Here is a 19,040-nt window from a genome sequence, read left to right on the forward strand (position 1 = left end):
GGGCTTAAAAATGAGCGGCAAAAAAATAAGTTTGAAAATGATAACGCAAATGTCAAAGCAAAGTCTGAAATCAGGCCGTATGCGTAACATCTTTGTGATGATTACCATTGTTTTGGCTTCGGCTCTCTTAACAGCAATCCTTATGTTTGCAATGGGACAAAATCAGCAGGTCAGGAATGAACTTTCCCACAGACAGCAGGTAGGTTATTATAACCTGACGGATGAGCAGGTGGAAACGCTGAAAAATGATGAGCGTATTGCATATCAGATACAGGTTAAGACAGGTACTCTTTCTGAAATGGATGGCTTTGATATAATGCCGTATTATGTCAGCGAACTGTCCGACAAAATTCAAATTGGAGAACTCGAAAGCGGGAGACTTCCCGAAACAGAAAATGAAATTGCAGTACAGGCGGCAATGCTTGAAAAAATGGGTATCGAACCTGTGCCTGCAAACAGGGTAACATTTACTTTCTATGACGGCAATACAGAGGAATTTGTGGTATCAGGTATCCTGAAAGGGGAAGATACAGCAAAACAGTTTTCCGTATTCTTTTCTAAAGGCTATGCCGAGAATGGCAGTCAGTTAAAGAATATGCCTTATGAAGTATATGCCAGACTTTACGGTGCAGCTGCAATGAACGCTGATGACTGCAGGGAGGCGATGTATCTCATTGGCAGTGACGCAGGCATTGAAAGAAAATATATCAGTCCGTCAAAGATGTTTATGGAATCATTGTCTGTAAATACACAGAATGTTTTGATTTACGGGTTGGTGGGTGCGGTTATTCTGCTTGCCTGTATTCTTGTTATTTACGGCGTATTCTATCTGTCCGTTATTGGGAAAATACATCAGTTCGGACAGCTTCGCACCATTGGAATGACACGGAAACAGATGAAGAAACTCGTATCAAAAGAGGGAAGCAGGCTGTTTTTGTATGCCTCTCCCATCGGTATTCTGACAGGCGCGGCAGCGGGCTATTTTATTATTCCGTCGGGCTTTCGTATTATCAATACGCTGTTGATTGCCGTGTGCGTATTTGTGACGGTTTATATCATCACGATGATTTCCGTACACAGGCCTGCCCGCCTGGCGGCTGCGGTATCCCCTGTGGAAGCCATGCGCTACACAGCGCAGGATGATATGAAAAAGACAGCAAACAAAAAAATGTGCCGCAGCTTAACACCGTTTGGTTTAGGTATCATGAACTTTTCCAAAAACAAAAAGAAAGCGGTTATCACTTTGGCTTCTCTTGCGCTCGGCGGCGTCCTCTTTATGACGGCAGCCACTTATATGTCATCCTTTGATAAGGAAAACTACGCAAGGCAGGGGATTTGGAAAGAAGCAGAGTTTCATATTCAGTATTCACCATCCGCTGTTTCGTTAAATGAAAATGGGATGAGTGGTATGCAGGCGGATTCCCCGCTGAACAGTGAACTGATACAAAGGATTACTGCTCTTTATGGCGTAAAAAAGGTAACAGAAATAAAGAACTTTGGCGTGCTTTTTGATTATCCGAAAAATGATGAGTACAACAACAATGACGAAATATGTCCATTAACTGAGGAAGAAACAAAAGAAATCGGTAAATATCTGGCAGATGGAAACGCCGACTACGATAAGCTGATGGGCGGCGGGTATATCCTTGCGGCAGGAAATGATAATGCAGCAGAGATTTACGGTTGGGAATTTACGGTTGGAGATAAGATTATACTTCATTACTATGACGGCAGTAAAATGGCAGAAAAGGAAGTTACGATACTTGGCGTTCTGAATGATGAGTACGTGCTTGACCATAATGGGCTTAACGGATGGTTTTTAATGCCTGAACAGGCTGTTTTGAAATGGTTATCCTATGACAGTTTAAACTCTGATTTGCTTGTATCAACGGAAGCCGATAAGGAAGATGAAGTCGGTGAAGCGCTTGAACAGATGATAGCGGAAAAGTCTGAGCTTGACATGGAGACACTTGCGGACCGCAGAGTTATGTATGAGCAGAACACAAATCAACTGTTTGGGACAATTAGCGGGCTTGCCATTTTTATTATGATGTTCAGTATTTTGAGTATGATGAATACGCTGATTAGCAATATCGTTACCCGTAAACAGGAACTTGCAATGCTTGAGTCTGTTGGTATGAGTAAAAGTCAAATCCGAAAAATGCTTCTCGGCGAAAGTCTGCTTTTAGTTATTGCTGCTGTTGGCGTCACTATGACTGTTGGTACGCTGTGCGGTTATGCACTCTGCAAGGCACTTTATGGTATGGGCGCATTTTACATGGCGTTTCAGTTCCCTGTGGTTTTTGCCCTTGCCTACGCAGGCGTTTTGATTGCAGTGCCGCTTATCATTACCCTTGTATCAATGAAAAGTTTTTCAAAGGAGGCGCTTGTGGAACGTCTCAGAGGGGCGGAGTGCTGATGAAAGAATACAGAATCAGAATCACGGGAAAGTACGATGTTATCGTGCTTTCCCCAAAAATGATTGCCGTGCTCACAGAAAAAATACGCAGTTCTGATACGAAAGAACTTGTTATTCCTGCGGAAGAAATTCTTCCACAGGGATATGCCCAATATCTTGCCCGTGTGCTGGAAGCAGATATGGAAATCGCCGAATCACTTCCCAACAGAAATGCATACACCCTGATTGCAGAGCAGATAAAAAAATTGCAGTTCAATGAAAAAGACTGCTTTGAACGTGTTGAAGTGACAGATCCTGACCGTATTCCACAGTTCGATGTGGATACGAGTGAGGAATTTTTTATTGTTACCAGGCAGGAAAACAGCCGGTTCCACTATTCGTTTCAGAGTGGAACCGGAGAAAAAATCAACATTGTGTTAGACTGACATCGCTGCTCTGCTGATGATCCAAAGGGGCAGTTTTATATTTTCACCTGACTGCCTGAATCCAAAGCACAGAAGTACGGTAAAAGCAAAAAGAGGAGCTGATTGACTGGTTGAAAAAGGATCTGCTAACTGGTAAAATCTTGATGCAACATTTCGGCGTAAAAAGAACTCTTATTATGTAAGAAGAGAAATAAAGAATAATATACACAGATAAATCAGGATATCCGAACGACTTCAGGAGGGAGGCCCATATGGAAGAGTTTATGCGGTGTTATGAAAAAGTTTACCCGCAGATGTACCGAACGGCCTGGCTTTACCTGCAGAATCAGCAGGAAGCAGAAGATGCGGTGCAGGATGCGGTGCTGGCTGCATATGAAAAATTTTATCAGCTCAGGGACAGAGAAAAATTCGGCCCCTGGATTATGCAGATTCTGATAAACCGGTGCAGGAAAAGGAGAAAAGTCTGGTTTCGCAGAGAAGAAAATATTGAAGAGATTTCTCCCTCACAGGAAAAATCACTGTCACGGGAACCGGATTTTGCCATGGCGTCTGCAGTGAGGCAGGTTTTTGGGGAATTAAAGGAGGAAGAACGGTTCGTGGTGGCTTTATCTGTGTTCGGCGGATATACCAGCAGGGAAATAGCGGACATTCTGGGAAAAAACCACAGTACCGTCCGATCCGGATACCGGAGGGCGCTCCAAAAAATGAGAAAGAAGCTGGAGGTGTAGGGATGGGCAGACAGGATAATAACGAAGCATGGACAGAAGAAACCATGGAGGCATATCTGAAAAAGGCAGCGGAATCAGAAGAGATACCGGAGAGCCTGAAGCCGGACCGTATGGAAGCCTGGCTGAGGGAAAACACAGAAAAGAACAGGAGGGAAGCCATGGACAATAAGAAAAAGGAGGAGAATAACAGGAGGAAAAGTTACCGCGGATGGTGGTGCGGTACCGCAGCAGTTGCAGCCTGCGTGGCGGCGGTATTGTTTGCAGCAGGGCGTTCCATAGACCAGGACAGCGCATTTGGCCCGAAGGAAATTTCAAAAGGGACAAAGACAGAAGATACAGCCATTGAAAAAGTCACTGCAGACAGAGGAGAGCTGAAAGAGGGTACCACCTACCAGGAACTGTATCAGGCTTTTTCTGAGGTCTGGGAAGAACAGGAATCCATGGAGCTGGTTACAGATGAGAGAGCCATGGATACCGGTGGAGAGGAAAGCGATGTCCCATCTGAAGGAAAAGCAGGCACAGAAGCAGTAACGGAAGACGGAGCTGCAGATACTGCTTTCCGGGAAAACTCTGATGAGAAAATGTACGGAAAGACCAATCAGCAGGAAGCGGATGTGGACGAAGCGGATATCATTAAAAATGACGGAAGATATCTCTATCAGGTAATTGCCCGGAATGGAAAATTTTATGTTCAGATTGCTGACACAGAGGGCGGCCTGAAAGAAGCGGCAGAAGTGGGAAGTTTTGACAATGAAATCAGCAATATTTATGTGTGGAAAGACCGTCTTGTGGTAATTGAAAACGGATGGGTGAGTCAGGGCATTTCAGAACAGGAACAGGGAGAGTCCGGCAGGAATTTTCTGGATACCATAAAAGAAGCAGTGACCAGCCTGTTCGATTCAGAGCCGGAGGAATATTATCGGGAAACAGCTTACAGCAAAATTCATGTATATGATATCAAAGACCGAACAAAGCCGCAGGAGTATCACACCTTTACCGTAAAAGGAAACTACCGGGAATCCAGAATTTCAGACGGGTATCTTTACTTCTTTACCCAGTGCAGCGCCTGCAGGCCCAGGCTGGAGCAGGATTACAGGGCGTACGTTCCGGAAGTGGACGGAGAGCCCCTTTCCCCGGATAAAATTTATCTGCCGGAGGAAACAGATACGGCCTCCTATCTGGTAATGGTTTCCATTAATATGGAAAAGCCGGATAAATTCACAGATACGGCAGCTGTCGTAACCGCTGCGGATAAATTTTATGTAAGCCCTGGTAACATCTATGTGACAGACCGAAATTATATAAATTACGAGGAGCAGGGCCCAAAGAGCGACAGCACCGGAATTTACCGTTTTTCTTATCGGGACGGAAAGATGAAAAAAGAAGCGGAAGGTACGGTAAAAGGAACGCTGCGGGATGATATGGCCATGAACGAGTATCAGGGTTACCTGCGTTTGGTAACCACAGTGGAATCCCAGAATGTGCAGGAAATAAAAGATGATGTTACCGGTGAGGTACTGGGATATGACGGGATGGATCGGATGACCACCAACAGCCTGTATGTGCTGGATGAAAAACTGGACGTTGCCGGGAAAATAGAAAATCTGGCAAAAGATGAACTGGTTTATTCCGCCCGGTTTATGGGAGATACCGGGTATTTTGTAACATTCCGGCAGACGGACCCCCTGTTTTCCGTAGACCTGTCTGACCCGAAACAGCCGAAGGTACTGGGGGAACTGAAAATCAGCGGATTTTCTGAGTATCTGCATTTTTACAGAGAAGACCTTCTTCTGGGAATCGGCATGGAAGCAGATGAAAACACCGGGGTTACAGAAGGACTGAAACTTTCCATGTTTGATATATCCAATCCGGCTGATGTAAAAGAACAGTCCAGACAGAACCTGTCTGATTATCATTACGCACAGGCACTGTACGAATATAAAGCAGTTCTGATTGACACGGAGAAAAACATTTTCGGTTTCCAGGCAGAAGGATATGGGGAAGAGATGAAGAACAGCTATCTGCTGTATTCCTACGAGGACAGAGCATTTAAAGAGGTTCTGAGTATTGACTGCAGTGACAGTGACATGTATTCCTGGAGAGTGCGGGGCACCTACATCGGGGACTGTTTTTATCTGATGTGTGCAAATGGAAGGATAGAAGGCTACAGCCTGACGGACAAAAATAAAATAACAGAGCTGGCTCCATGACAGAACAGAGGAACGTAATATGCATCCTGCGGGGAGCGAGAAAATTGCCGGCTGACCACAGCCGGCAACAGCAAAAGGTGCAGTCCCCTTTCAGACCGAGGGGACTGCACCTTTTTTTCTTCTATTAGGAAAGACCCTGTCACGCTAACGCGCGAAAGTGTCTTCCTATAGAAGAAAAATAATATGCGTATGCTCTGACGCACCGCAAATGGCGCGTATTTTTACAGTTTATAAAACTCAGGTTTCCGGTTCCGGAACACGGTGTAATATTTAAAGCCCGCCTGTTTTAACAGGTCAGGTACTTTTGAAAAATCGTAAGCCACATCCGAAGGTTTGTGAGCATCTGCGCCGATGGTGATAATTTCACCGCCCATTTCCCGGTAGCGGCGCAATACGCATTCAGCAGGGTTGGGATGACCGAGACCATATCGGAAGCCTCCGGTGTTGATTTCAATTCCTTTGCCTTTTTCAATCAGAACACGCAGAATTTCGTCCAGTACGTCAGCAAATTTGTCATAGCTGTAATAGCGGTTCTGGTTGGGGCCGTACCGTACCACATAATCAATATGCCCATATACATCAAAACAGTCAAAAACAGCCAGATTTTCCAGAATGGATTCAAAATATTCCCGGTAGGCTTCATCCTCCGTTTTACCTGTATAATATTCCGGATAGTAGGGATCCTGGCCATGAACCACATGGGAGGAACCAATGACAAAATCGAAGGGATGTTCCTTTATAATTCCGGGAAGCACATCTTTCAGGTAAGGTTGCAGACCGATTTCAATTCCCGCGCAGACAGGAAATTCATTCTGAAATTCTGTCTGAACTGCCTGCATTTCTTTAAAATATGCCGGAATATCCAGCATGAATTTTTCAGGGGAAGTATCATAGCCAATGTCCAGGTGGTCTGTAAAGCAGATTCCGTCAACGCCGGCCTTTATGGAAGACCGAATCATTTCATAAGTATCCGCATCGCTGTCGGTGGAAAAATGCGTGTGCATGTGTGTATCCCAAAGCATGGAAAACCTCCTTTAAGCATAATTATCATTTGTCAGATTATGTTTGTTAATCTTTTAACAGAATAATAGACCACATTTCTGCGATTGTCAAAAGATACAGAGTGATTTTTGACAAAAACAACAAAATGTACAAAAACGGGTTTGTTGCCAAAATCCGCGAACAAAGTTGAAAAAGCCCTTGAATTTTTTTCGGATATTAGTTAAAATATAAACAAGTTGGGTATTATATCCAAGCAAAAACAAATTCATTCAAAATTAGGAGGAATTATCATGTCAGTAAGAGTAGCAATCAATGGTTTCGGACGTATCGGCCGTCTGGCATTCAGACAGATGTTTGGTGCAGAGGGATACGAAGTAGTAGCAATCAACGATTTAACAAGTCCCAAAATGTTGGCTCACCTGTTAAAATATGATTCATCTCAGGGAAAATATGCATTGGCAGATAAGGTTACTGCCGGTGAAGATTCCATTACTGTTGATGGAAAAGAAATCAAGATCTACGCTTTCCCGGATGCAAATAACTGCCCATGGGGAGACTTAAAAGTAGACGTTGTTCTGGAGTGTTCCGGATTCTACACCTCCAAAGACAAAGCACAGGCTCACATCAATGCAGGCGCACGTAAAGTTGTTATCTCTGCTCCGGCAGGAAACGACCTTCCTACTATCGTTTTCAATACAAACCATGAAACATTAAAAGCAGAAGATACCATTATTTCCGCAGCATCCTGTACCACAAACTGCCTGGCACCGATGGCTGACGCTCTGAACAAATATGCAGCAGTTCAGTCCGGTATTATGTGCACCATCCACGCTTACACAGGCGATCAGATGACTCTGGACGGACCTCAGAGAAAAGGCGATCTGAGAAGATCCCGTGCAGCAGCAGTAAATATCGTTCCCAACAGCACAGGCGCTGCAAAAGCAATCGGTCTTGTTATTCCGGAACTGAACGGCAAATTAATCGGTTCTGCACAGCGTGTCCCGACTCCTACAGGTTCCACCACCATCTTAACAGCAGTTGTTAAGGGCAATGATGTAACAGTAGACGGAATCAATGCAGCTATGAAAGCAGCAGCAAATGAATCTTTCGGATATAACGAAGACGAAATCGTATCCAGCGATATCGTAGGAATGAAATTTGGTTCCTTATTTGATGCTACACAGACCATGGTTTCCAAAGTTTCTGATGACTTATTTGAAGTACAGGTTGTTTCCTGGTATGACAATGAGAACAGCTACACAAGCCAGATGGTTCGTACAATCAAATATTTCAGCGAATTAGCATAAGAATCAATAATTACTGTACAGAGCAGGCTGCCTTTTTCTGAGACAGGCTGTACAGGTGCAGATAAGACTCAAAAAGGGTCCGGTCTTTTAAGGACCGGACCCTTTTTTCTTCTATTGAGAAAGAACCTGTTCCCTTAAAGAGACTGCCCCGGCGCGGAATTTCAAAGGCAGGCTTCTTTCAACCGTCAAATAATCAAGCAGGAGGTTACTCATTATGTCTTTAAATAAAGTTTCTGTAGACGACATCAATGTAAAGGGCAAACGTGTTCTTTGCAGATGCGATTTTAACGTACCTTTAAAAGAAGGAAAAATCACAGACGAAAACCGTCTGGTAGCTGCCCTTCCTACCATTAAGAAACTGATTGCCGACGGCGGCAAAGTAATTCTCTGTTCCCATCTGGGCAAACCCAAGGGAGAACCCAAACCGGAACTGTCACTGGCTCCGGTGGCAAAGAGACTTTCCGAATTACTGGGACAGGAAGTGAAATTTGCGGCAGATCCTGAAGTAGTGGGACCCAATGCAAAAGCAGCGGCAGAAGCCATGAACGACGGGGAAGTTATTTTACTGGAGAATACCCGTTATCGTGCAGAAGAAACCAAAAACGGAGAAGCGTTCTCCAAAGATCTGGCTTCACTCTGTGATATTTTTGTAAATGACGCTTTCGGAACCGCACACAGAGCGCATTGCTCTAACGTGGGAGTTTCTGAGCTGGTTGAAACAGCGGCAGTTGGTTACTTAATGCAGAAGGAAATTGATTTCCTCGGAAATGCAGTGGAGAATCCGGTAAGACCGTTCGTTGCAATTCTGGGCGGCGCAAAAGTTGCGGATAAACTGAATGTAATTTCCAATCTGCTGGAAAAATGCGATACCCTGATTATCGGCGGCGGTATGGCTTATACATTCTTAAAAGCACAGGGCTATGAAATCGGAAAATCTCTGGTAGATGATACCAAGGTAGATTACTGTAAGGAAATGCTTGCAAAAGCAGAGAAACTCGGCAAAAAATTATTACTGCCGGTTGATTCCGCAACCATTGCAGAATTCCCCAATCCTATTGATGCACCGGTAGATGTGGTAATGTATGATGCGGAAAATATGCCTGCAGACCGGGAAGGATGCGATATTGGACCCAAGACAGCAGCAATGTTTGCAGACGCGGTAAAATCTGCAAAGACTGTGGTATGGAACGGACCTATGGGCGTATTTGAAAATCCCACCCTTGCGGAAGGCACCATTGCAGTGGCAAAGGCTCTGGCAGAGACAGATGCAACTACCATTATCGGCGGCGGCGATTCTGCAGCAGCAGTAAATCAGCTGGGATTCGGCGATAAGATGAGCCATATTTCCACCGGAGGCGGAGCTTCTCTGGAGTTCCTGGAAGGCAAAGAGCTTCCCGGCGTGGCAGCAGCAACCAATAAATAAACGGAAATCAGATGGCGGACAGAGTTTTCGTTATCAGGTAAAAGAAAGAGGATAAGATTATGGCAAGAAAGAAAATTATTGCAGGAAACTGGAAAATGAATAAAACTCCCAGCGAAGCAGTTGCTCTGGTAAATGAACTGAAACCGCTGGTGGCAAACGATGAGGTGGATGTGGTATTCTGCGTACCGGCTATTGATATTATTCCTGCAATGGAAGCAGCAAAAGGCTCCAATATCAACATTGGTGCAGAAAACATGTACTATGAGGAGAGCGGTGCATATACCGGAGAGATTGCTCCGAATATGCTGACAGATGCCGGTGTAAAATATGTGGTAATCGGCCATTCTGAGAGAAGAGAATATTTCGCGGAAACTGACGAGACAGTAAATAAAAAAGTGCTGAAAGCCTTCGAGCATGGAATTACTCCCATTATCTGCTGCGGAGAATCTTTAACCCAGAGAAAACAGGGCATTTATATTGACTGGATCCGTATGCAGATTAAAATTGCATTCCAGAATGTAACTGCAGATCAGGCAAAAGGGGCAGTCATTGCCTACGAACCGATCTGGGCAATCGGAACCGGAGAAACAGCTACTTCCGACCAGGCAGAAGAAGTATGTGCAGCAATCCGTGCATGTATCAAAGAAGTATATGACGAAGCAACTGCAGAAGCGATCCGTATTCAGTATGGCGGCTCTGTAAATGCAGGTAATGCAGCGGAACTGTTCTCAAAATCGGACATTGACGGTGGACTGGTTGGCGGAGCTTCCCTGAAAGCAGATTTTGGCAAAATCGTAAATTATAAATAAGGAACAGGAAAAAGGCAGTGACGCATACAGGTCACTGCCTTTTTTTATCTTACAGGAAAGACCTTGTCACGCTTTAGCGTGACAAGGTCTTTCCTGTAAGATAAAAATAATTATGCGCAGGGTCTGCCCCAGCGAAGCGAGGGTACTCGCACAAGAGGTGAAATATTGCTTCGCAATTGTGCTCGGCGCAGCAAAATGTGCAAGCCCCTCATGAGTGAGGGGTAGGGGAGTTGAAGTGGGCTTGCCCACTTTGTTCTAAATTTACTTCCTTTCTCTGTATAATTTCCGGAAAAATTTCCAGTATTTTCAATATAGCATGTTTCCTTACAGAAGTCAAAAATGGGATTTAATAGCTGTCTGCAAGTCCCTGACGTAATCCTGATGTTTCCTGTACAGACAATAGCAGAACTGTTGTTTCAAAAACGAACAAAACTTTTGAAATAACAGTTGACAAAGGGGAAAAATGCTGTTATTATAACAATATAAACTTTCGTAACAACAACTTTCGAAGGGAGAATTTTTGAAACAAAAGTAAAGGTTGCAGAAGTGAAAAAATGTGATAAGATGAAGGGAGAAGATGCTTATGAAGTGAAAATACGGAGCCATGGCCTGTGACTGGCTGCGGACTCCCAGGAGGTATGAAAATGGATGCAATGGAACAGCGCAGGAATACAATTGTAGATTTGGTAAATCAAAGCGGAAATATCAGTTTTGCACAGTTAAAGAAGAAATTTCCGCAGATATCCGAAATGACACTGCGCACAGATTTAAAAGCTCTTGATGAAGCAAAACGGATTGTCCGGGTGCATGGAGGCGCAAAATCCGTGGACGTTGTAGTGGGAACCGATGATATGTTAAGCCGCAGGCTGGTGCGCAATATTGAGGCAAAGCAGCTGATTGCAAAAAAGGCACTGGAACTCATTCGGAAAGACACCGCAGTTTTTCTGGATTCCGGAAGTACCACTACGGCGCTGGCAGCCTGCATGAGAGACCAGTCAAACCTGATATATACCAGTTCGCTGACCTGTGCGGCGGAACTTTCCAGATTAAAGAATCCGGCAGTACATGTGCTGGGGGGAACCATGAACCGGTACAGCATGAGCGTATGCGGAATTCATACAATACAGGAAGTGCGAAGAATTAATTTCGATCAGGTGTTTATGGGTGTCACCGGTTATTGTGAACAGACAGGATTTACCTGCGGCGTGGATGAGGAAGCAGCCCTGAAAAGGACTGTAATGAACCGGGCCGGACAGAAGATTATCCTGATGGATTCATCCAAAACAGGGGTGAAAAGTACATATACCATCTGCGGACTGGAGGATGTGGATCTTATTATTTCCGACGGCAGCCTTTCAGAGGAATTTCTGGAAGAATGCAGAAATTATAAGATACCGGTTATCTGATGCACAACAGGCAGTCCTCTCAGGAATCATCTGTATCCATATACGGACAGTGATATTGCAGTCAGGAGCAAACCAATGTCAAAGGAGATAATTTATGAAAAACGGAGTTCAGCGCTTTGGTAAATTTCTCTCAGCAATGATTATGCCCAATATTGGTGCGTTAATCGCATTTGGTTTTCTTGCCGCGTTTTTTAACGACAAAGGCTGGATTCCACATGAGGGATTTGCCACAATTTTTTCAGCTGTTTTAGTTTATTTAATTCCAATCTTAATCGCTTTTACAGGCGGAAGGCTTATTGGCGGCGAGCGCGGAGGCGTGACAGCCGCAATTGCCGTAGTGGGCGCTATTATGAGCGATCCAGACACCACAATGCTGATGGCAGCCATGATTATGGGGCCTCTGGCAGGATTCTGTATAAAAAAGTTTGACAGTGCCATGGAAGGGCATATGCCGGCAGGTTTTGAAATGCTGATTAACAACTTTTCCGTGGGCATTCTGGGGATGCTGCTGGCCATGTTCGGATTTCTGGCAGTAGGACCCTTTATGAACCTGATTCTCGGCATTTTGTCTGCAGGAGTGACTTTTCTGGTGGAACACGGCGTACTTCCGCTGATCGGGATTTTTATCGAGCCGGCAAAGGTACTGTTTTTGAACAACGCTCTGAATCATGGGATTTTTACGCCCATTGCCACCGCTCAGGCGGCAGAGACCGGAAAATCCATCATGTATATGCTGGAGGCAAATCCCGGTCCCGGACTTGGGGTACTGCTGGCTTACATGTTTTTCTGCAAGGATAAAGAAACCAGACAGTCTGCGCCCAGCGCAGTGATTATCCATCTGTTAGGCGGTATCCATGAAATATATTTCCCCTATATTCTGATGAATCCCCTTGTGATTGTGGGGCCGATTCTGGGCAATGTGGCTGCCATTTTCTGGTTCACTCTGACGGACTGCGGACTGGTGGGACCCGCTTCCCCAGGTTCCATTATCGCATATCTGATGATGACGCCGGGAAACAGAATGATTCAGGTAATTGTGGGCGTTCTGATAGCCACTGTGATTTCCTTTGGGGTTTCTTCTGCTATTATCCGTATGTCCAAAGGCAAAAGCCTGGAAGAAGCGCAGGAAGAGATGGCCGGACGGAAAGCAGAAGCAAAGGGAATATCCCATGTTCCGGTTTCCATCATAGCGGAAGGTGTGAAAAAGGTGGTATTCGCCTGCGATGCAGGCATGGGTTCCTCGGCCATGGGAGCAACGAAATTCCGAAACCGGATAAAAGCACAGCGGCCGGATCTGACGGTAATCAATACATCGGTAGATACCATTCCGCCGGACTGCGACATTGCAGTGGTGCAGGTTACACTGGTTGAACGGGCAAGGAAGTCGGTGCCCGATGCTCAGATAGTGACCATCAATAATTTCCTGGCAGATCCTGCTCTGGATACCCTGTATACACAGCTGACAGCAGTGGAAGGGGAAGGACAGAAGAACAGCAGGTCAGTACAGCCCCAGGAGGAAACCGGGCCCGCATCCGTTGGAACCGGGATTCTGGTAAAAGACGGAATCAGACTGAATCTGGAATCTGTTTCCAAAGAAGAAGCCATTCAGGCGGCAGGAGAGCTTCTGGTAAAACTGGGCTATGTGGATTCTTCTTATATTGCAGCCATGCAGGAGAGGGAAAAAATCGTGACTACCTATATGGGTCTTGGAGTGGCGATTCCCCACGGGACATCTCAGGCCAAAGGAACGGTGAAAAAGACCGGCATTGTGGTTCTGCAGTATCCGCAGGGCGTTGCGTTCGGAGAAGAAAAGGCCCAGCTTGTATTCGGCATTGCAGGAGTAGGGGATGAACATCTGGAACTGCTGGGAAAAATCTGCAGCATGCTGGAAGACGAAGCTGTTCTGGAGGAATTTAAAACAACAGATCGGACAGAATGGGTATTGGAAAAATTAAATTAAAATCAGGAGGAAATAAATATGAAAGCAAGAGGCGTCAGACTTTACGGAGCAAATGATATCAGACTGGAGGAGTTTGAACTTCCGGAAATCAAAGAGGATGAAATTCTGGTAAAAGTGGTCAGCGACAGTATCTGCATGTCCACCTGGAAAATGGTGCAGGCAGGAAAGGAACACAAACGGGTACCGGAAAACGTTGCGGAACATCCGGTCATTATCGGCCATGAATTTACCGGAGATATTGTAAAAGTAGGTGCGAAATGGAAAGATCAGTTCCACGAAGGAAAAAAATTTGCCCAGCAGCCGGCCATCCCCGGACAGATGGAATCACCGGGATATTCTTATGAATTTTTCGGCGGCGCCACAACCTACTGTATTTTCCCGAATGACGTCATCGAAAAGGGATGTATCTGGGAGTACGACGGGGACAGCTACTTTGAGGCTTCTCTTGCAGAGCCCATGAGCTGCTGTATCGGCGGATATCACAGCAACTACCACAATGAACATCTTTCCTATGAGCACAAAATGGGAACACTGGCCGGCGGAAATATTCTGATTCTGGGCGGCTGCGGCCCCATGGGTCTGGGAGCGGTAAGCTATGGCCTTACCTTTGAAAACAAACCGAAACGTATTGTGGTGACAGACATCAATGACGAGAAAATTGCCAGGGCAAAAGAAGTGGTTTCAGAAGCGGAAGCCAGAGAAAAGGGCGTGGAACTCCATTATATCAATACTGCCGGTATGGAAGACCCTGTGGCAGAGCTTCGGGCCATCACCGAAGGCGTGGGATACAGTGACGTGTTTGTCTATGCTCCGGTACAGAGTATTGCAGAAATGGGTAACCGTCTGCTTTCTGTGGATGGCTGCATGAATTTCTTTGCAGGCCCGACAGACACACAGTTTTCCGCAAGCATGAACCTCTATGACTGCCATTATGCCAGAACCAAAATCATGGGTTCCACAGGCGGCAATACCAATGATATGAAAGAGGCCATTGAAAAATCAGCCAGAGGATTGATTAACTCTGCAGTTATGGTTACTCATGTGGGAGGCATGGATTCCATTGCAGAGGCCACCAGTAATCTGCCTGACATTCCCGGTGGGAAAAAACTGGCTTACACACAGTTTGATATGCCCATGACAGCCATTGATGATTTTGGAAAACTGGGAGAAAAAGACCCCTTCTTTAAAGAACTGGATGAATGCTGTAAGAGAAATAAAGGGCTCTGGTCCAAAGAAGCAGAGAAGATGCTGTTTGAACATTTCGGGGTAAAGGAATGATAATGATAAAAATGTGTTGATAAAAAACATACTTTATGGAATAGCAGTTCAATAAGTGTAAATTTAAAAACAGACTGTCGTATGAAATTACAGATACGACAGTCTGTTTTGAGGTATGTAAAATGGAAATAATATAAGTTGTGCAGAATTAATCAGGATATTGCTCTATATTTGCTTCCTGCATGGTGTCTTTTTATTTTTTATGGTCAGGGCATTTGGTTCTGTATTTGTGAACTCCTGCGTTTCTTTCAGAAATAATTTGTTGAATTTATTCTTTTATTTCTAAAAAAAATTGTTTATAATCACTTTATTTATTTAAGTTTCTGATAAAAGGGTTTGAAAATTGGTATTTATTTTGAGAATCTGATTTGATTCTCTATGAATTTATTAAAATCAGAAACGTATTTAATTTCATTCATATCTATTCTTGAAAACATTTGTGGCATTATCTCTTTGGCAAATAAGTTAGCTTCAAATTCAGTAATACTTTCAGTATCAGTATCAAATAATTCAAATGCGTTAAGATTTCTATGTAATATATAGTGTCCAAGTTCATGTGCACATATGATTTTTTGTGAATATAAGTCAAGTTTATCATTAATGTAAATGGAGTTATCTAATATAAATCCCTTCAACTCATCTTTGAGAGAACAAATATTAATGTTCATTTTTAATGCCTTAGCGAGGTAAAATGGATTATTGTTGGATGACAAATTGAGTAATTTATGGGCTTCCCTTTTTAAAAATTTATATCGATCTTCAGTTAATATCTCCCTCATTCTTCTCTCCTATAATTTATACTGTTGTTTTTTGCAATATTTGCCATTTGAATAATTGCTTCATTAGATAAATTTTTAATGCCGTTAAATGCAGCCACTTGATGCGTTTCTAAATATTTTCTGGCTTCATTTAGGTCAGTAAAAAATTCATTTGCTAATTCGGTGTTTTCATGGCAGCTAATTGTATTAGAATTATTTGAAATATCATTGAAATCATTAATCCTGTTTGTGGTTTTGATGTTATTTGTTTTATTTATAGTACTAATAGTAAGATTTTTCTTTTGTGGTTTGGCCTTGAGAGTAAGATTTTTGTTCTCACTTCTCATTAATTTATCAAAGTTGTTAATATCTGAATTTAAAACGTCAAAAATTAATTTTTCAAATTTATCAGTAATATTTGATCGGCAAAATGCTTTTATGGAATCCTGACTTACTGCTTTCATGATATTATTATCGCTAAGATAGTCTATCATTTTTTGCCATTCATCTTCTGAACGAGAAACATATAAAAGCATTTCCTTTATAATTTCATAAAAATTTTTGTGTATTACCATGGCATTAAATATGTCCATCATAGAATATTCTGTTTTTTTATCAATAGTAAGTGAAAATGCGTTTATAGAATATAGAGCTTCTGTTGAGATTTTTAATTCTTTTGAAATACTTGTAAACATTTCTTTTTCCCATCCCATCAAATAGGCAGGAGTAGTATTTAATATTTTTGCAAGGGGTTCCAAGATAGTAATGGGGAAGTTTTCTATATTGTTATTTTCATATCTATATATTGTAGCACGATTTTTTCCAAGACGAGAAGCAACTTCATCTACAGACAATCCCAGTTCAGTTCTTCGCTGTTTTATTCGTTCTCCTATATTCATTGCAGCACCTCCATTATCAACTATATAATATCATATAATTCGCAAATATGCAACAAAATGGTCGAGAAAAAATAAAATATTCGCATATAGTACGAAAAAATGTTGACATGCAAACCAGAAAATGATAATATAAAGAAAATCGCATGATATGCGACAAAAAATATTGAATTGTGGAGTCTGAAAATTTTTATTTATGTAGTGAAAGGGGTATGTGTATGTTAGAATTTTTAATATCTTTTTTGGTTACGGTTATGGGCGGAGTAGCGTGTCATTACATAGTTAAATGGTTAGATGGAAATAACAGCTAGATTTGGCCCCCGGATAGTCATCCGGGGGGAGATGCGTGGATTTCAAAGGATTGATTTTATCTGTAACCAGGTGAAAACCGGAGGATTTTCATATACTAAGTGACAGATAAGGTATTATAAGGAATATGACTCAGTATCTTTTTCCTGCTGTTTCCGGAACAGCTCAAAAAATTCCTCCTCCGGCATGGGCTTTGCATAGTAATAGCCCTGTACCTGGTCACAGCCGATACTGCGCAGCAAATCCACCTGTTCTCTGGTCTCCACCCCTTCTGCCAGAAGACCCAGTTCCAGCCTGTCGGCCATCATCACCACATGTTCCAGGATCAGCCTGCCTTTTTTGGATACCATCATATTTTCCATAAATTTCCGGTCCAGTTTAATCACATCGAAAGGAGTTTCCAGCAGGATATTCAGGGAGGAATAACCGCTGCCGAAATCATCCATCAGCAGAGTGAAGCCTTCCTCTTTCAGCTGCAGAGCTTTCAGGCTGACCTGCTGGTCGTCTGCGGTTTCCGTAATTTCCAGTTCCAGCAGATCCCGTGAAATACCGTTGTCTCTGATCAGTTCATCCAGAAAGCGGATGCAGGCGTCGTCCTTAAGGTGAACTCTGGATACATTGACAGAGACAGGACAGGGAGCAAGGCCCTGCTGCTTACATTTTCGGATAAACCGACATGCTTCGGACCAGATGTAATAATCCACGTTTCGGATAAAACCGTTTTCCTCAATGATGGGGATGAACTGGTCCGGATAAATCATGCCCCGTTCTGGATGACGCCACCGTACCAGAGCCTCTGCTCCGATAATTTTATTCCGGGCAATACTGTATTTGGGCTGGAGATACATTACAAACTGACGCTCTGTGATGGCGCTTTGCATGTTTTCCTCAATAAATTTCCGATTGTACAGGGAATCTTTAAACTGTTCTCTGTAAAATAATATATTGGTCAGTACGCTGCGTTTGGCGGTTTTCCGGGCCATGGCCGCCCGGTCTTCCATCTGCCGCGGCTCCATGCTCCGGTCTTCCACCATGTATACACCATAGGACATCTGAATTTTTACATCTTTAAAAGAAGCAGTCTGTTCATCGAGACGGTGAATCAGCGACAGCAGTTCTTCCTGTTGCGTATATTCCGTGACAATCATAAAAACGTCGCTGCGGAGGTTGATAAAAAGCTGCTCCTGACTGCAGATGTTATTTAGCTGCTCCCGGATAAAATCCAGCATTTCATCTCCGAATTTCTCCCCGTATAAATCATTTACAATCTTGAATTTACGGATATCAAACTGGATAAAAGCAATATTTTTTGTGGAAGAAAACAGGAGATGGTTGACATTTTTTCGAAATCGCTGGAGTTTGCTGATATTTTTCAGTACGCTCTGCATAACCTTGTTTTCCGGGATGTCCTCCAGACCGATACTGCTTTCCGTTATGTCTTTCAGAAAATCTTTCAGAATGTCTTCCAGAATTTCAATACTGGTATTGAGAGCCTGAGGGCATTTTTTCAGAATCAGACCTTCTTTACGGATTTCAGCCAGTTCTTCCGGAACAGAAATGTCTTTTCCCAGAATATCCCGGCAGTTGACGGCGCCCTGCATCCGTTCTGTGAAAAGATGCAGGAATTCCTCTGTTTTTTTGTTGCCGTACAGTTCCAGTTCCTGGTCCTGAGAGTCGTAAAATCCCAGAGCCATGCCCAATACCAGCAGAGAGGCGGTAATACAGCCGCAGGTTCCGCCCTGGCGCATACCGCCTCCGAAACAGGTGCTGATTTTAAATGCAGTTTTTAAATCCAGTCCAAAGTCTCCCGCGAATGCCCCGAATAATGCCTGGGAGCAGTGATATTGCTGGTGCAGAAGCTGTTCGGCTTTTTCTTTATGTGTCATGGGATACCTCTTATTATTATTTATCCGGCAGTGCCGGTTTCTGAAATTTTCACGGTGTTCTCTGATTTCTGCCTGTAAGTATACCATATACGGGCGGCAAAGTCCATGACCGGTTATGGTGACAGCGGGAACGGGGAGCCTGATTTTTGGTAATTACCGGGGAAAGCTCTGCCCTGTGCAAAACAGAGATAACTGTTACTTGCCATTTCATCTGGATACAGGTA

General features: G+C 43.6%; 14 protein-coding genes. 10 read left to right on the top strand and 4 right to left on the bottom strand.

Translation table 11 applies throughout. The annotated features are described in order from the left end of the window. The first annotated feature begins 10 nt into the window (after nt 1–10). The 4 genes from C805_RS11735 to C805_RS11750 all read left to right on the top strand — a co-directional run bounded on the left by C805_RS11735 (nt 11) and on the right by C805_RS11750 (nt 5,782). Entirely contained in the window at nt 11–2,419 is a 2,409-nt protein-coding gene (locus C805_RS11735; protein ID WP_016214064.1) for an ABC transporter permease, read from the top strand. Beyond that, nucleotides 2,419–2,844, top strand: a complete 426-nt coding sequence (locus C805_RS11740) for a hypothetical protein (RefSeq protein WP_016214065.1) — start codon at nt 2,419–2,421, stop codon at nt 2,842–2,844. Before C805_RS11735 ends, C805_RS11740 begins: the two co-directional genes overlap by 1 nt. 251 nt (nt 2,845–3,095) lie before the next feature. Continuing rightward, nucleotides 3,096–3,572, top strand: coding sequence for an RNA polymerase sigma factor (locus C805_RS11745; RefSeq protein WP_016214066.1), 477 nt, complete (start codon nt 3,096–3,098; stop codon nt 3,570–3,572). A gap of 2 nt (nt 3,573–3,574) precedes the next feature. Next, the gene (locus C805_RS11750; RefSeq protein ID WP_016214067.1) at nt 3,575–5,782 is read left to right on the top strand and encodes a beta-propeller domain-containing protein; all 2,208 of its coding nucleotides are present in this window, start codon (nt 3,575–3,577) and stop codon (nt 5,780–5,782) included. A 221-nt stretch (nt 5,783–6,003) separates the two neighbouring features. On the opposite strand, the gene C805_RS11755 is transcribed toward C805_RS11750, so the two are convergent. Then, nucleotides 6,004–6,804: a histidinol-phosphatase HisJ family protein gene (locus C805_RS11755; protein WP_016214068.1), complete on the bottom strand. Its 801-nt coding sequence runs from the start codon at nt 6,802–6,804 to the stop codon at nt 6,004–6,006. A gap of 270 nt (nt 6,805–7,074) precedes the next feature. Between C805_RS11755 and gap the strand changes: the two genes are divergently transcribed. The 6 genes from gap (at nt 7,075) to C805_RS11785 (ending at nt 14,967) form a co-directional block, all read left to right on the top strand. Then, nucleotides 7,075–8,091 (top strand): type I glyceraldehyde-3-phosphate dehydrogenase, encoded by a 1,017-nt coding sequence (gene gap / locus C805_RS11760; protein ID WP_016214069.1) that lies wholly within the window; start codon nt 7,075–7,077, stop codon nt 8,089–8,091. Between the two features lie 214 nt (nt 8,092–8,305). Continuing rightward, nucleotides 8,306–9,514 (top strand): phosphoglycerate kinase, encoded by a 1,209-nt coding sequence (gene pgk, locus C805_RS11765; protein WP_016214070.1) that lies wholly within the window; start codon nt 8,306–8,308, stop codon nt 9,512–9,514. Between the two features lie 59 nt (nt 9,515–9,573). Further along, complete coding sequence (gene tpiA / locus C805_RS11770) at nt 9,574–10,323, top strand: triose-phosphate isomerase (RefSeq protein ID WP_016214071.1); 750 nt, start codon at nt 9,574–9,576, stop codon at nt 10,321–10,323. Between the two features lie 644 nt (nt 10,324–10,967). Further along, a complete protein-coding gene (locus C805_RS11775) occupies nt 10,968–11,729 on the top strand; it encodes a DeoR/GlpR family DNA-binding transcription regulator (RefSeq protein ID WP_016214072.1) in 762 nt (253 codons plus the stop codon). 94 nt (nt 11,730–11,823) lie between these two features. Then, nucleotides 11,824–13,689 carry a PTS mannitol transporter subunit IICBA gene (locus tag C805_RS11780; RefSeq protein ID WP_016214073.1) on the top strand — a complete coding sequence of 622 codons (1,866 nt, stop codon included), beginning with the start codon at nt 11,824–11,826 and terminating at the stop codon, nt 13,687–13,689. 18 nt (nt 13,690–13,707) lie between these two features. Next, nucleotides 13,708–14,967: a zinc-binding dehydrogenase gene (locus tag C805_RS11785; RefSeq protein ID WP_016214074.1), complete on the top strand. Its 1,260-nt coding sequence runs from the start codon at nt 13,708–13,710 to the stop codon at nt 14,965–14,967. Nucleotides 14,968–15,317: 350 nt separating this feature from the next. Here the strand turns inward: C805_RS11785 and C805_RS25130 are convergent, their stop codons facing one another. The 3 genes from C805_RS25130 to C805_RS11790 form a co-directional block, all read right to left on the bottom strand. Then, the gene (locus C805_RS25130) at nt 15,318–15,746 is read right to left on the bottom strand and encodes an ImmA/IrrE family metallo-endopeptidase (protein WP_016214075.1); all 429 of its coding nucleotides are present in this window, start codon (nt 15,744–15,746) and stop codon (nt 15,318–15,320) included. Continuing rightward, entirely contained in the window at nt 15,743–16,624 is an 882-nt protein-coding gene (locus C805_RS26980; protein WP_016214076.1) for a helix-turn-helix domain-containing protein, read from the bottom strand. The genes C805_RS25130 and C805_RS26980 overlap by 4 nt, the downstream gene beginning before the upstream one ends. A 422-nt stretch (nt 16,625–17,046) precedes the next feature. Beyond that, the gene (locus C805_RS11790; protein WP_016214077.1) at nt 17,047–18,816 is read right to left on the bottom strand and encodes a C-GCAxxG-C-C family (seleno)protein; all 1,770 of its coding nucleotides are present in this window, start codon (nt 18,814–18,816) and stop codon (nt 17,047–17,049) included. Nucleotides 18,817–19,040 lie beyond the last annotated feature (224 nt).

The sequence above is a fragment of the Eubacterium sp. 14-2 genome (genome assembly GCF_000403845.2).
GTDB lineage: Bacteria > Bacillota > Clostridia > Lachnospirales > Lachnospiraceae > Petralouisia.